Source organism: Cellulomonas composti (assembly GCF_007990245.1).
GTDB classification, from domain to species: Bacteria; Actinomycetota; Actinomycetes; order Actinomycetales; family Cellulomonadaceae; genus Cellulomonas; species Cellulomonas composti.
Window position 1 is genome coordinate 37,382 of sequence record NZ_BJWG01000013.1, and the last position, 14,286, is coordinate 51,667.

11 protein-coding genes and 1 riboswitch are annotated in these 14,286 nt (G+C 72.5%); of the genes, 6 read left to right on the top strand and 5 right to left on the bottom strand.

The features are described 5' to 3' along the window. Nucleotides 1-95 precede the first annotated feature (95 nt). Both CCO02nite_RS13210 and CCO02nite_RS13215 read right to left on the bottom strand, forming a co-directional pair. Nucleotides 96-719 (bottom strand): methylated-DNA--[protein]-cysteine S-methyltransferase, encoded by a 624-nt coding sequence (locus CCO02nite_RS13210; RefSeq protein ID WP_146843623.1) that lies wholly within the window; start codon nt 717-719, stop codon nt 96-98. Next, nucleotides 716-1,207 carry an RNA polymerase sigma factor gene (locus CCO02nite_RS13215; protein WP_146843624.1) on the bottom strand — a complete coding sequence of 164 codons (492 nt, stop codon included), beginning with the start codon at nt 1,205-1,207 and terminating at the stop codon, nt 716-718. Before CCO02nite_RS13215 ends, CCO02nite_RS13210 begins: the two co-directional genes overlap by 4 nt. 113 nt (nt 1,208-1,320) lie before the next feature. Between CCO02nite_RS13215 and CCO02nite_RS13220 the strand changes: the two genes are divergently transcribed. Beyond that, complete coding sequence (locus tag CCO02nite_RS13220; protein ID WP_146843625.1) at nt 1,321-2,706, top strand: sodium/glutamate symporter; 1,386 nt, start codon at nt 1,321-1,323, stop codon at nt 2,704-2,706. A 67-nt stretch (nt 2,707-2,773) separates the two neighbouring features. Here CCO02nite_RS13220 and CCO02nite_RS13225 read toward each other — a convergent pair whose 3' ends face one another. From CCO02nite_RS13225 to CCO02nite_RS13235, 3 genes are all read right to left on the bottom strand, one after another. Then, nucleotides 2,774-3,136 carry a carboxymuconolactone decarboxylase family protein gene (locus CCO02nite_RS13225; protein WP_146843626.1) on the bottom strand — a complete coding sequence of 121 codons (363 nt, stop codon included), beginning with the start codon at nt 3,134-3,136 and terminating at the stop codon, nt 2,774-2,776. Nucleotides 3,137-3,243: 107 nt separating this feature from the next. Continuing rightward, entirely contained in the window at nt 3,244-3,972 is a 729-nt protein-coding gene (locus CCO02nite_RS13230; protein ID WP_146843627.1) for a M50 family metallopeptidase, read from the bottom strand. Between the two features lie 52 nt (nt 3,973-4,024). Then, nucleotides 4,025-4,582, bottom strand: a complete 558-nt coding sequence (locus tag CCO02nite_RS13235) for a YqgE/AlgH family protein (RefSeq protein WP_146843628.1) — start codon at nt 4,580-4,582, stop codon at nt 4,025-4,027. A gap of 96 nt (nt 4,583-4,678) precedes the next feature. Between CCO02nite_RS13235 and CCO02nite_RS13240 the strand changes: the two genes are divergently transcribed. From CCO02nite_RS13240 to CCO02nite_RS13260, 5 genes are all read left to right on the top strand, one after another. Further along, nucleotides 4,679-4,990 (top strand): DUF1905 domain-containing protein, encoded by a 312-nt coding sequence (locus CCO02nite_RS13240; protein ID WP_146843629.1) that lies wholly within the window; start codon nt 4,679-4,681, stop codon nt 4,988-4,990. A gap of 215 nt (nt 4,991-5,205) precedes the next feature. Continuing rightward, nucleotides 5,206-9,657 (top strand): CARDB domain-containing protein, encoded by a 4,452-nt coding sequence (locus CCO02nite_RS13245; RefSeq protein ID WP_146843630.1) that lies wholly within the window; start codon nt 5,206-5,208, stop codon nt 9,655-9,657. Between the two features lie 563 nt (nt 9,658-10,220). Next, complete coding sequence (locus CCO02nite_RS13250; RefSeq protein ID WP_222593207.1) at nt 10,221-10,871, top strand: GNAT family N-acetyltransferase; 651 nt, start codon at nt 10,221-10,223, stop codon at nt 10,869-10,871. Nucleotides 10,872-11,078: 207 nt separating this feature from the next. Next, a complete protein-coding gene (locus CCO02nite_RS13255) occupies nt 11,079-13,073 on the top strand; it encodes a penicillin-binding transpeptidase domain-containing protein (protein WP_246117545.1) in 1,995 nt (664 codons plus the stop codon). Nucleotides 13,074-13,364: 291 nt separating this feature from the next. Continuing rightward, nucleotides 13,365-13,440, top strand: a riboswitch (cyclic di-GMP riboswitch). Between the two features lie 406 nt (nt 13,441-13,846). After that, a complete protein-coding gene (locus CCO02nite_RS13260) occupies nt 13,847-14,224 on the top strand; it encodes an SHOCT domain-containing protein (RefSeq protein ID WP_146843632.1) in 378 nt (125 codons plus the stop codon). Nucleotides 14,225-14,286: the final 62 nt, after the last annotated feature.

The following is a 14,286-nucleotide window of genomic DNA, read 5'->3' on the forward strand; positions in this document are numbered from 1 at the left end:
GACCTACCCGGACCGCTCCGTGTCCAGGGTGCACGTGGCCGTGCAGGACCGCCCCCACCCGTTCCGGGTAGTCGCCCCGTCCGGATCGGGTTCCCTCACGCCACCCGCTCGAGCTCGAGCAGCGCCGTCTTGGCGTCCAGGCCGCCGACGTACCCGCCGAGAGTGCCGTCGGAGCGCAGCACGCGATGGCACGGCACGACGACCGGCAGCGGGTTGGTCGCGCACGCCGTGCCGACCGCCCGCACCGCCCGTGGCCGGCCGACCCGGTCCGCGACCTCGCCGTAGCTCAGCGTGTGGCCGTAGGTGATCAGCGGCAGGTACTGCTGGACGATCTGCCGGAAGCCGCTCGAGAGTCGGTCGTCGAGCGGCAGGTCGAACGCGCGCCGCGCGCCGGCAAAGTACTCGTCGAGTTCCAGCGCGGCCTGCTCGAGCCGTGCGGGCGCCTCGAGCACGCGCGGGCTCAGACGTGCCGCGAGCGTGGACAGCACGTCGTCGAACCCCTCGCGCTCGAAAGCGACGCGCACCAGGCCTCGCTCCGTCGCCGCCAGCAGGAGCGTCCCGACGGGGGAGTCCAGTGTCCGGTAGGCGATCTCGAGCACACCGTCACGTTCCGCGCGCGCGCTCAGGTCGCCGTGCAGCCGCGCGAGGTCGTCCATCTCGACGGCGAACTGCGCGCCCCAGCTGATGTCCGCGCCGGTCTGGTCAGTCATGTCGGTCATCTCGTCGGTCCTCCCGGTTCGCCCGTCATTCGTCGTCGGAGTGCTGTCAGGCCGTCGGACGCCGCGCGCCGGACGGCCTCCGGCGTACCCCCGACGAGCTCCGCGGTCTCGGTGTGGGGGAGCCCGCCGAGGTAGTGGTAGGCGATCGCGAGCCGCTGCCGTTCGGGCAGCGTGGCGACCTCCCGCCAGATGTCGTGGTCGTGCTCGCCCGGATCCCCGCGGGACGCGGTCGAGTCGGGCACCTCGCTCGTCGGGACCGGGTGCCGTGCCCGGGAACGCAGCACGTCGATCGTCCGACGCTGCGCGACGCGCACGAGCCACGCCTCGACGTTCACGCCGTCGTCGAGGTCCGGCCAGGCCCGCAGCGCCGCGAGGAAGGTCTCGGACCAGGCGTCGTCGGCGTCCGCTCCCGGTCCCAGGGCGGCGCGGCAGACCCGCAGCACGGTCGCTCCGTGCTGCTGGACAGCATGCTCGAACGGACTCTTCATCTTCATCACCCGGTAGTCGTCCCACCCGACCGAAACGTGAGCCGCCGCGCGAGGACCGGAACCGCGTCGGACCACGGCGACCGGCCGACGGACCCGACAGCTAGTTTGCCGTCATGCTGGAGCGACTGAGTGACGCGCAGGCCGTCGGGTTCGCGATCGTGCTGCTCGGGCTCATGTTCTGGGTCGGCTGGTTGGTCCGCCGGTACGTGCCGTTCCTGCGGGCGCTCTTCATCCCCGCGAGCGTCGTCGCGGGTTTCGTCGTGCTCCTGCTCGGTCCGCAGGTGCTCGGTGAGCTCACGGACACCCAGGGCGTCTTCCCGCAGTCCGTGATCGACGTCTGGCGCGTGCTTCCGGGTCTGATGATCAACGTCGTGTTCGGCGCGATCATGATCGGCAAGACCCTGCCCGGCGCGCGCAAGCTGTGGACCGCGGCCGCGCCGCACGCGATCTTCGGCTCGTTCCTGTCGTTCGGCCAGTTCGCGCTCGGCGGGCTCGCGGTGCTCCTGCTGCTCGGACCCGTGTTCGGCCTCGCGCCCGAGGCGGGCTCGCTGCTCGAGATGTCCTTCGCGGGCGGCCACGGCACGATCGCCGGGATGGGCCAGCTGCTCGCCGACGCGGGCGCCCCCGAGGTCGTGGACATCGGCCTGGGCCTGGCGACGATCAGCATGATCTCGGGGGTGGTCGTCGGCTCCGCGCTGGTGCGGTGGGCGGTGCGCAGTCCCGCGGTCACGGTCGCGCGCGACACGCCACCGTCCCCGGCCTCCGACGACCTCGACGTCGACCGCGTGCGGATCGCCCCGGCCGACGAGCACGAGACCGAGGACGGCGGCATGCACGCCATGCCCCTCGCGTTCGCGTTGATCTCGATCGCGATCCTCATCGCGATCGCCCTGCTGTGGACGCTGCGGTGGGTGGCCGGCGCACTGGGCACGGACGTCTTCGACTCGTTCCCGCTGTTCCCGCTCACGGTCATCGGCGGGCTCGTCGTGCAGGGTGTCGCGACCCGTACGGGGCAGGCGGCCAAGATCGACAAGCGTGCGGTGTCCGGCATCTCCGCGATCGCGCTCGACACCCTCGTCGTGTGCGCGATCGGCACGATGTCGCTCGCGACGATCGGCTCGAACGTCCCCGCGGTCGTCGTGTTCACGGTGATCGGCGTGCTCTGGAGCACCGTCACGCTGCTGTGGTGGGGCAAGGCGTTCCACCGGCGCAACTGGTTCGAGCACGCGATCGCGGACTTCGGTCAGTCGCAGGGCAACGTCGCGACCGGCTTCGTCCTGGCCGACATGGTGGACCCGCGGCGCGCCACGAGCACGGCCGACGACTACGGCTACAAGCAGCTCCCGTACGAGCCGTTCCTCGGCGGCGGCCTGCTCACCGCGCTGTCGGTCCCGTTCATCACCGCGGCTGGGCTGCCGGTGTTCACCGCGATCAGCGTGGTCGGGACGATCGTGCTCGCCGTCTGGGGGATACGCCGCAAGCCCACACCGGCGCTCTGACGGGTGCGGGTGGATCGTCGTGCCGCCCGACGAACGACCCGCCCGACGAACGACCCGCCCGGAGCCGCTACGCGCTGCGCCGCGCCAGACGCGCGAGCGCCTCCAGCGCCTCGACGCCGCAGACCACGGCGGACCCGTCCCCGAGCCGGATCGCGACGTCGACCGTCTCGGCGATCTCCGCCGGCGTCGCGCCCGCGTCGAGCGCGGCCTGCACGTGGCAGTCCACGCACCCGTCACACCGCACGGCGATCGCGACGCCGAGCACGATCAGCTCGCGCACCCCCGCGGACGGCGGGGACGACGACGCCGGGGACGAGCGCTGCGGGCGCCGACGCCCGACGATCTCCCGCAGCACGGCGGGGTGACGACCGGTCAGCTCGCCCATCCCGGTGAGCACCTCGTCGCGGAGGGTCGCGTAGGTCCTGCTCATCGCGCACCGTCCGTACCGACAGCCATTGTCCGCACGGGTTCACACTGCGCCTCGAGGCACTGCGGCCCTACGGACGTTGGTCCCGGACACCCGTTCAGGTGACGCTCTCAGAGGAGCGACAGCCCGACGAGCCACGCGGCGCCCAGCGCGAGCGCGCCGACGGTCACCAGGCCCAGGATCGCGACCCACAACCCGCCGGGGGTGTGCGTGAGCCCGCCCAGGAGGTCCGCGTCCGACGTGCTGCGACGCCCGGCACGTCGCGCGTCGCGTCGCTGCGCCTGCATCTCCACCACGGCCCGCGGGGCGCCGAACAGGAAGAACCACGTGACGACGCACGCGAACGCGGTCTGCCACACCGGCGGCGCCCACAGCGTCACGGCGACCAGCACCGCGAGCGCCACCAGCACGGCCCACAGCCCGTACCAGTTGCGGATCGCGGCGAGCACCAGCACGACGAGCACGAGCAGCGACCACAGCAGCGCGACGTCGTACCCGCGCGCGAGCAGCCACGCCGCGCCGACGCCGACGACCGCGGGCGCCGGGTAACCCGCGAACGCGGTCGCGACCATGCCGGGGCCGCGCGGACGCCCGCGCGAGAGAGTGAGCCCCGACGTGTCGGCGTGCACCCGGATGCCGGCGACCTGCCGGCCGACGAGCAGCGCGACGCCCGCGTGTCCCGCCTCGTGCACGATCGTCAGCCCGTGCCGCGAGAGGTGCCACAGCCACGGCACGACGAGCAGGACGACGGCGACCCCGGCCGTGAGCAGCATCGCCGGGGTGGTCGGCACCGGGTTCGGCGTCGTGATCGTCGTCCAGGCGTCGTGCAGCCAGTCCATGGGCTCCTGCCGGGTCGTCGGGCACGTTCGTCGGGCGCGTTCGTCGGACGTGTCAGTTCATCGAGATGTCGGGCGGGTAGTTCGCGACGATCGCGAGCTCGCCACCCTGCCGACGCAGCACGCGGCGCCAGAGCGTATCCGGCTCGGGGGTGTACGCGTCGGCCGGCTCGGCGTCCACGACGAACCACGCGCGCTCGTCGAGCTCCTCCTCGAGCTGCCCGCCCGACCAGCCGGCGTGCCCCGCGAAGATCCGCAGCCCGTCGACCTTCCCGACGAGCTCGTCGGGGTCGGAGTCCAGGTCGACGAGACCGAACGGCCCGGCCATCGGATCCACCGTCGTGAGCCCGCCGCCGACCGCGACCCCGACCGCGACCCCGATCGCTCCGTCGAGCCCGACGGGTCCGCCCTGGAACAGCCCGCCGGGGGAGCTCGTGACCTCCTGCCAGCCGGGGAGCACCGAGTCCACCGCCACGGGCAGTATCCGGTTGAGCACCACACCGAGCGCGCCGTCGGGCCCGTGGTCGAGAAGGAGCACGACGGTGCGATGGAAGTGGGGGTCGACGAGGCGTGGCGTCGCCACCAGCAGCCGACCGCTCATCCCCCTCGTCATGACTCCATCATCGCGGCCGGGCGTCACCGATGCGCATCGAACGGCGGTGCGCATCGAACGGCTGCGCTTCGAACGGCGGTGCGCGATCATCGCCCGATGGAGCTCGAGATCACCGGCGAGGTCTGGTACTGGCGCGGTCCGGCGCCGCACCACTTCGTCACGGTGCCGCCGACGCAGGCCGACGAGATCCACGACGTGGCCTCGATGGTCACCTACGGCTGGGGCATGATCCCGGTCCGGCTGCGCATGGGGGCGACGGTCTGGGAGACGTCGCTGTGGCCCAAGGACGGCGGGTACCTGGTGCCGCTCAAGCTTGCCGCGCGCCGCGCGGAGGACGTGGAGGTCGGCGACGTCGTGACGCTCCGGCTCGAGCTGCAGCCGGAACGCGGCCGCCGCACGGGCCGTTGACCGCCGGCCGATCAGTCCGTATCGTCCTGCTCACGTTCGCAAGTATCCGACGAGCAGTCCGCACAAAGTAGTGCGCAGGTCGCAAGTCCAAGACCGCGAACACCGCACCACACCACGTCGCACTCGGGTCCCGGTCCGCGCCAGCCGGCGCGCAGCGGGACAACCGCACCACGGGTGCTCCCCCATCCCCGCCCGGCGGGAGAACGAGGAAGCACATGAGAAGGCGTCCCACGCGCACGATCGTGGCCCTGACGGCAGCCGCCGTCGTGGTCCCGCTCGGCATCGTCCTGACCGCACCCGCCCAGGCGGCGACGGTCCTGCTGTCGGCGGGCAAGCCGACGACGGCGAGCTCCAGCAACGGCGGCTACGTGTCCGCCAACGTCACCGACGGGAACCAGTCCAGCTACTGGGAATCGGCCGGCAGCACCTTCCCGCAGTGGGTGCAGGTCGACCTCGGCACCGCGCAGACCGTGACCGACGTCGCGATGCGGCTCCCCGCGTCGTGGGGTTCACGCGACCAGACCGTCCTGGTCCAGGGCTCCACCAACGGCTCGACCTTCACGACCCTGCGCGCGCAGCAGTCCTACCGGTTCGACCAGGCCGCCTCGAACCTCGTCACGGCCGACGTCACCGACTCGTCCGTGCGCTACGTCCGGGTGCAGGTCAGCGCCAACAACGGCTGGCCCGCCGCGCAGCTCTCCGAGCTCGAGGTCCTGGGCACGTCGAGCAACCCCGATCCGGGCACCAACCTCGCCCAGGGCCGGCCCGTCGTCGCGTCGTCGTCGACCCAGACGTACGTCGCCTCGAACGCGGTGGACGGCAACGCGGGCACCTACTGGGAGGGTGGCGGCGGACAGTACCCGACGACCCTCGACGTGACGCTCGCGCAGACGGCCGGCCTCTCGTCCGTCGTCGTGCGGCTGAACCCGGACCAGGCCTGGGGCCCGCGCACGCAGACCTTCGCGGTCCTCGGCCGCACCGGGACCGGCGCGTGGACGACGCTCGCGCCGTCCGCCGCGTACGCGTTCTCGCCCGCGACAGGCAACCAGGTCACCGTGCCCGTGAGCGGCACCGTCAACCAGGTGCGCCTGCAGGCGACCGCGAACACCGGCGCCCCGGGCGCCCAGGTCGCGGAGCTGCAGGTCTTCGGGTCCGCGGTGTCGCAGGACCTGCCTGACCTCCAGGCCGGCGGCCTGACCGTCAGCCCCGCCGCGCCGACGCCGTCGTCGAGCCTCACGCTCACGGCGACGATCCGGAACATCGGTGTGGCGGCCAGCCCGGCCACGACAGCCTCGTTCGCGATCGGCGGCCAGTCCGTCGGCACGGCGAACGTCGGCGCGCTCGCGATCGGCGCCTCGACCACCGTCACCGTCACCGCGTCGCCGCGCGCCGCGGGCAGCTACCCGGTCACGGTCACCGTCGACCCGGCCGGCACCCTCACCGAGGCGGTCGAGACGAACAACTCGGCGAGCACCTCGGTCACGGTCTCCGCCGACCCGGTCCAGCAGCGCCCTGACCTGCAGATCTCGGCCCTGACGGCTTCGCCGGCCGCGCCGACGAGCAGCCAGGCCATCACGCTGTCGGCGACCGTCCGCAACGCAGGGACCGCCGCCTCGACCGCGACGAACGTCGCGTTCTCGGTGGGGGGCACGCAGGCCGGCACGGCTCCGGTCGGTGCGCTCGCGGCGGGTGCGACGAGCACCGTCACCTTCGCGGCCGGCGCCCGCGCCGCCGGCACCTACGCGCTGTCCGCCACCGCGGACGCCGCGGGTACGGTCGCCGAGTCCGACGAGACCAACAACGGCGCCACGGCGTCCATGACGGTCACCAGCGACAGCACCGACCCGGCGGTCAACCTCTCGGCCGGCCGGCCGGCCACCGCCTCGTCGCAGGAGTGGCAGTTCGCGCCCGGCAACGCCGTCGACGGCGACACCGGCACGTACTGGGAGGGTGCGTCCGGTCAGTACCCGAGCCGTCTTGCCGTCGCACTCGCCGCCCCCGCCATGCTCCAGCGGGTCGTCGTGACGCTGCCGCCCGTCGACGCGTGGGGTCCGCGCACGCAGACCTTCGCGGTCGAGACGGCCAACGGCAACGGCACCTTCACCACCGCCGTGCCGTCGGCGGCGTACGCGTTCTCCAACGCCACCGGCAACAAGGTGACGATCCCGCTGAGCGGAACCGCCACCGACGTCCGCCTCGTGCTCACGGCGAACACCGGCGCGACCAACGGCCAGGTGTCCGAGCTGCAGGTGTGGGGCACGCTCGCGCCCGCACCGGACCTGACGGTCTCGTCCGTCACGACGAGCCCGGCCGCCCCGGTCGAGGGCACCGCCACCACCGCGACCGTCGTCGTGGCGAACACCGGCAACCTCGCCGCCCCGGCCACCACCCTCGTGGCGACGGTCGACGGCACGTCCGTCGCCACGGTCGACGTCCCGGCGATCGCCGCGGGCTCGTCGGCCACCGTCACGGCGAACCTCGGCACCCGCCCGGCCGGCACGTACACGCTCGTCGCGCGTGCCGACGCGGGAGGCACCGTCACCGAGCGCGACGAGGCGAACAACAGCCGTACCGTCCCGCTCGTCGTGGCCGAGACGCCGGGGCCCGACCTCGTCGTCACGACGGTGGCCGCCACCCCGTCGAACCCGTCGCCCGGCCAGGCCGTGTCCTTCACGGTGACGGTCCGCAACCGGGGCACGAGCCCGGCGGCGGCTACGACGACGAAGGTCGTCGCGGGCGGCGCCACGCTCACGGGCGCCACCCCGGCGCTCGCGGCGGGGGCCAGTGCGACGGTCGCGATCGGCGGGACCTGGACCGCCGTCGCCGGCGGCGTGACCGCCACGGCCACGGCCGACTCCGCGGGCGTCGTCGCCGAGACGAACGAGACGAACAACACCGGCACCCTCGCGGTCGTCGTCGGACGCGGTGCCGCGGTGCCGTTCACGACGTACGAGGCGGAGGCCGGCACCTACACGGGCACGCTCGTGCAGGCCGACGCGCTGCGGACGTTCGGGCACACCAACTTCGGCACCGAGTCCTCGGGCCGCGCGTCGGTGCGCCTCTCCTCGCAGGGCCAGTACGTCCAGTTCACGTCGACCGTGCAGACGAACTCCGTCGTCGTGCGCAGCTCGATCCCGGACTCGGCGGACGGCAAGGGCCGCGAGGCGACGCTCAGCCTCTACGCGAACGGTCAGTTCGTGCAGAAGCTCACGCTTTCGTCGAAGCACGCATGGCTCTACGGCACGTCCGACGATCCCGAGGGTCTGACGAACACGCCGGGCGGCGACGCCCGACGCCTCTTCGACGAGTCGCACGCGCTGCTCGCACAGTCCTACCCGGTGGGCACCACGTTCCGGCTGCAGAAGGACGCCGGCGACGACGCCGAGTTCTACTACGTCGACCTCGTCGACCTCGAGCAGGTGGCGGACCCGCTGGCCAAGCCCTCCCAGTGCGTCTCGATCACGCAGTACGGCGCCGTGCCGAACGACGGCATCGACGACTCGACCGCCATCCAGGCGGCCGTGACGGCGGACCAGAACGGGCAGATCCCGTGCGTCTGGATCCCGGCCGGCCAGTGGCGCCAGGAGAAGAAGATCCTCACCGACGACCCGCTCAACCGCGGCAACTACAACCAGGTGGGCATCTCCGACACCACGATCCGTGGCGCGGGCATGTGGTACTCACAGCTGTACTCGCTGATCGAGCCGCAGGACGCGAACACGATCAACCACCCGCACGAGGGCAACTTCGGGTTCGACATCGACAAGAACGTGCAGATCTCCGACATCGCGATCTTCGGCTCGGGCCGCATCCGCGGCAACAACGCCCAGCAGGAGGGTGGCGTGGGCCTCAACGGTCGCTTCGGCACCGGGACCAAGATCAGCAACGTCTGGATCGAGCACGCGAACGTCGCCGTCTGGGTGGGCCGCGACTACTCCAACATCCCCGAGCTGTGGGGACCGGCGGACGGACTGACGTTCACCGGGATGCGCATCCGTGACACCTACGCGGACGGCATCAACTTCTCCAACGGCACACGCAACTCGTCGGTGTACAACTCGTCGTTCCGCACCACGGGCGACGACTCCCTGGCGATCTGGGCCAACCCCTACGTCAAGGACACCGCGGTGGACAACGCCCACGACAACCACTTCGTGAACAACACGGTGGCGCTGCCGTGGCGGGCCAACGGCATCGCGATCTACGGCGGCCGCGACAACTCGATCGAGAACAACATCGTGTCCGACACCATGAACTACCCCGGCATCATGCTGGCGACCGACCACTCCCCGCTGCCGTTCGGCGGGACCACGCTGATCGCCAACAACGCGCTCTACCGCACGGGCGGCGCGTTCTGGAACGAGGACCAGGAGTTCGGCGCGATCACGCTGTTCCCGTCCACGCTGGACATCACCGGGGTCACGATCCGCGACACGGACGTCTTCGACTCCACCTACGACGGCATCCAGTTCAAGAACGGCGGCGGCAACATGCCGAACGTCGTGATCTCGAACGTCCGGATCGACAGGTCGAACAACGGGTCCGGCATCCTCGCGATGTCCGGCGCCCGCGGCAACGCGACCATCACGGGCACCACGATCACCAGCTCGCGTGACGGTGACATCTTCAAGGAGCCCGGCTCCCAGTTCGTCTTCACCACCCCCTGACCCACCCCCCAGGCGGATGGCCGGGCCCCCCGGCCCGGCCATCCGCACCAAAGTCCCCACCCCACACTCCCCTCACCCGCCACCGGCCCCTGCCACATCGCCAGCCCCCTGCGGCGTCGCCAGCCCCTGCCGCGTCGCCGGACTGCTGCCGCGTCGCCGGACTGCTGCCGCGTCGACGGACTGCTGCCGCGTCGACGGACACCCCCAGCGTCGTCGGACCGCTCTATGGCGGGGTCCGTCGACGCTGGAGGTGTCCGTGGATGTTTGAGGGGTCCGTAGTCGCGGGGTGACGTCCTGCCGGCTCGGCCCTCCGAGCGTCACGCCACCTGTCGCCGCTCGCCTGCCGACCCCCAGACCGCCGCCGGCCCCCTGCCGCGTCGACGGACTGCTGCAGCGTCGTCGGACCGCTCTGTGGCGGGGTCCGTCGACGCTGGGGGTGTCCGTGGGTGGTTGGGGGTCCGTGGTCGGGGGGCGGCGGGGCGCCGGTGCGGGCGCAGCGGCGGGACGGGGTGCGGCGTGGACGCGGGGGACGAGGGGGGTTGCGGGTCGGGCAGGATGCGCCTGTGAATGGTGTGCCTCTGAGTCGACCGATGGTGCTGACCGGCCGGTACGTGCAGCTCGAGAGGCTGCGCCAGGAGCACGCCGAGGGCCTTGCGGCCGCTGCGGCGCGGGACCGCAGCTCGTACGCGTTCACCACCGTGCCGGACGGGCTCGACGGGGCCCGGGCGTACATCGACCTCGCGATGAGCAAGGAACGCGCGGGCCGGGCGGTGCCGTTCGCGGTGCGCCGGCTGTCCGACGACACGGTCGTCGGGAGCACGAGCCTGCTGGACCTCGACGTGTTCACCTGGCCGCGCGTGGCGGGGGACACGGGGCCCGTGCCCGACGACGAGCACCCGCCGACCGTCGCGGAGATCGGCAGCACCTGGTACGCCGCGGACGCGCAGCGCACCCCGGTCAACACCGAGTGCAAGCTCCTGCTGCTCGCGCTCGTGCTCGACACCTGGCGTGGCCTGCGCGTGACGCTGAAGACCGATGCGCGAAACGCTCGCTCGCGCGCCGCGATCGAGCGCCTCGGCGCACAGTTCGAGGGGGTGCGTCGTGCGCACACGCCGGCGACCGACGGCGGTGTGCGGGACACCGCGTACTACTCGATCGTCGCCGCGGAGTGGCCCGACGTGCGCACCGCGCTCGAGCGGCGTCTCGAGCGCTGAGCCCGCACGGACCGGCGTCGCGGGTCGGCCTGATCCGGCTGGGCCTCGGCGTCGTCCACCGCGAGACAGGAGCGCCGGCCGGGGTCGTCGGGCCGAACGGTCCGGAGGTCCGGCCACATGAACGCCACGTGTCGGTAGGGTGACGCGTGCGTCCTGATGGGACGGATCGTTCCGCGGGCCGAGATCCGCGGTGGACGAGGGGGATCGGTGCGACGACGGGCCTGGCTGGGTGCTGCGGTCATCGGCGCGTCCGCAGCGCTCGCGGGCGCGTGCACGGACTCGCCTCCCGGACCCGACGAGGCGGCGGCGGACCTGGCGAGCGCGCTGCGCACGGGCACGTTCGAGAACGTCGAGCTCGTCGGCACGACGACCGCGGCGGCGGCCGCGGAGGCGCGCACTGCCGCGTACGCGGGCATGGGCGACCGCGAGGTGGACGTCACGGTGCGCGAGGTGAGCACCGATCCCGACGACGAGGCGGCCGCGACGGTCTCGCTCGCGTACTCCTGGGACCTGGACCCGGACGTCGAGGGCGACGAGTGGGAGTACGTGACCACCGCGCACCTCGAGCGCACGGACGACGAGTGGCGCGCGCAGTGGCGGCCCGCGATCCTCGCGCCGGATCTCGTCGCGGACGAGGTGCTGCGGGTCGTGCGCGAGAGCGCACCGCGTGCGAACGTGCTGGGTGCGGGCGACGAGGTGCTCGTCGAGGCCCGTCCGGTGCACCGGATCGGGATCGACAAGACGCGCGTCGAGGCCGCGGACGCGCCGGCGGCGGCCACCGCGCTCGCGACCGCGCTCGGGCTCGACCCCGACGCATATGCCGCACGGGTCGCGGCGGCGGGGGACAAGGCGTTCGTCGAGGCGATCGTCGTGCGCGACGGCGACCCCGCCTACGACGTCGCGGAGCTGTCCGCGATGGACGGTGTCAACGCGATCGCGGCGGAGCTCCCGCTCGCGCCGACGCGCACGTTCGCGCGTGCGATCCTCGGCACGGTCGGCGAGGCGACCGCGGAGATCATCGACGACTCCGGCGGCGACGTCGCGGCGGGTGACCTCACGGGGCTGTCGGGTCTCGAGCGCCAGTACGACGAGCAGCTGCGCGGCCGCCCCGGCCTGTCGGTGCAGGCCACGAGCGACGGCGGCCCGGTGCGCAGCCTGTTCACCGTGGACGCGGTCGCGGGGACGCCGTTGCGCCTGACGCTCGACGCCGACCTGCAGACCGCGGGGGAGCAGGTGCTCGCGGGCGTCGGGCCGGCGTCCGCGCTGGTGGCGATCCAGCCGTCGAGCGGCAACGTGCTCGCGGCGGCGAGCGGACCCGGCGGCGACGGGATGTCCACGGCGACGCTCGGCCAGTACGCGCCCGGGTCGACGTTCAAGGTCGTCAGCGCGCTCGCGCTGCTGCGGGCGGGGCTGTCGCCCGAGTCCACGGTGCAGTGCCCCGCGCAGGCCGTCGTGGACGGGCGCGCGTTCGACAACTTCCCCGACTACCCCGCCGACCGGCTCGGCGAGGTGTCGCTGCGCACCGCGTTCGCGAACTCGTGCAACACCGCCTTCATCTCGCTGCGCGAGGAGGTCGGCCAGGACGCGATCCTCGACGCGGCCGCCTCGCTGGGACTCACGGCCGAGACCGCGCTCGGATACCCCGCGTTCCTGGGGGCGGTGCCCGCCGAGTCGGACGGTACGGACCACGCGGCCACGCTCATCGGGCAGGGGCGCGTGCTGGCGTCGCCGCTCGGGATGGCGGTCGTGGCGGCGTCGGTCGCGCGTGGCGCCACGGTCACGCCGCGCCTCGTCGTCGGGACCGGTTCCGCGGACGACGACGGGTCCGACGAGGGTGCGGGCACGGAGTCCGGCGACGAGTCCGACGACGCCACGGCGGCCGACCCCGCGTCGTCGACGAGCGCGCGCCCGCAGCTGCCACTCACCGACCAGGAGGCCGCCGCGCTGCGCGAGCTCATGGGCGCGGTGGTGAGCGAGGGCGGTGCGTCGTTCCTCGCCGACGAGCCCGTGGCGACGCTGGCCAAGACCGGCACGGCGCAGTTCGGGCCTGTCGACGACCTGCGCAACCACGCGTGGATCATCGCGGTGCAGGGCGACCTCGCCGTCGCCGTCTTCGTCGACGAGGGCGAGTACGGCTCGACGACCGCCGGCCCGCTCCTCGAGGAGTTCCTCGAAGCCGCGCGCAACCTCGGCGGCGCCTAGGTGCCGTGCCGTGCCGTGCCGTGCCGTGGCGCGAGTCGTGGTGACGGGTGGAGCGTGCACCTGGCCGGCGCCCGGGCTGCGGTTCTCGAACGTGATGGCCGACGAGGACGACATGGCCTTCGCCGGGTTCACGCCCGGCGGGCCGCCCGAAATCGGACACGTGACCAGTTCGAGCCCGGGTCGAACGGGGAGAACGCTCTCTAGGCCGAACGGGTGAAATTCGGCGATGTCGTATTTCTCCCGCTACAGGCGCTTGGCCCGGGATGGGTAGGCGGGTTACTGTCGGTCCTGTCAGCGAAACGGCAAACCCTCCGCGAGGAGGGGACGCAAAGCCACGGGACCCACGACGGTCAGCCGGGCTACCGAACAGACGGGACGGTCACATGGACCAGACGGGCTTCCCCAGCGAATCCGCATCGGCGACCCCGATCACCTCTTCCCCCTCCTTCGTCGCACGCGCCCAGGCTTGGGCAACGGCGGCTGCGGTCCGGGGCAGCGGAGCGATGGTGCCCCTGCAGCGCGAGCACGCCGCCTGACGGCGGGCCGCCACATCGAAGCCGTCGCACCGGTCACCGGTTGCGGCGGCTTCGTCGTCTCCGGCGGGATCCCGAGAGACCCCGTCCGGTCCATGACCCGTCCGACGTGCTCAGGAGGCTGGTGCGCGGGACGCGACGGTGGGATCGGCATTCACCGTCCGGTCGCGGCGCGCTAGCCTCTGCATCCATACGGGTCGGTCTCCAGACCGGCCTGCGTCTCAGGAAGGTCGCGCACGCATGGACTTCTGGCACTGGGTACTCATCCTCCTGTGGTGGTTCCTGTTCTTCGCCTACCTCGTCATCCTGTTCCAGATCCTCGGTGATCTGTTCCGCGACTCGGCCACGAGTGGATGGCTCAAGGCGGTCTGGATCGTCTTCCTCATCGTCTTCCCGTTCCTCACGGCGCTCGTCTACGTGATCGCGCGGGGCACCGGCATGGCCGAGCGCCAGGCCGCGTCGATGCAGCAGGCGAAGGCCGACACCGACAGCTACATCCGCTCCGTCGCCGGCTCCAAGTCGGCGGCCGAGCAGATCGCCGACGCCAAGGCGCTCCTGGACTCGGGCGCGATCGACGCCAACGAGTTCGCGACGCTGAAGGCGAAGGCGCTCGCCTGACGAAGCGCCTGACAACGCATGGCCGAAGGCCGGTCCGGACGTCCGCGTCCGGGCCGGCCTTC

Coding starts and splice junctions, on each gene's coding strand:
- CCO02nite_RS13210 (WP_146843623.1), bottom strand. CDS start 719: ATGACCGACATGACTGACCAGACCGGCGCGGACATCAGCTGGGGCGCG.
- CCO02nite_RS13215 (WP_146843624.1), bottom strand. CDS start 1,207: ATGAAGAGTCCGTTCGAGCATGCTGTCCAGCAGCACGGAGCGACCGTG.
- CCO02nite_RS13220 (WP_146843625.1), top strand. CDS start 1,321: ATGCTGGAGCGACTGAGTGACGCGCAGGCCGTCGGGTTCGCGATCGTG.
- CCO02nite_RS13225 (WP_146843626.1), bottom strand. CDS start 3,136: ATGAGCAGGACCTACGCGACCCTCCGCGACGAGGTGCTCACCGGGATG.
- CCO02nite_RS13230 (WP_146843627.1), bottom strand. CDS start 3,972: ATGGACTGGCTGCACGACGCCTGGACGACGATCACGACGCCGAACCCG.
- CCO02nite_RS13235 (WP_146843628.1), bottom strand. CDS start 4,582: ATGACGAGGGGGATGAGCGGTCGGCTGCTGGTGGCGACGCCACGCCTC.
- CCO02nite_RS13240 (WP_146843629.1), top strand. CDS start 4,679: ATGGAGCTCGAGATCACCGGCGAGGTCTGGTACTGGCGCGGTCCGGCG.
- CCO02nite_RS13245 (WP_146843630.1), top strand. CDS start 5,206: ATGAGAAGGCGTCCCACGCGCACGATCGTGGCCCTGACGGCAGCCGCC.
- CCO02nite_RS13260 (WP_146843632.1), top strand. CDS start 13,847: ATGGACTTCTGGCACTGGGTACTCATCCTCCTGTGGTGGTTCCTGTTC.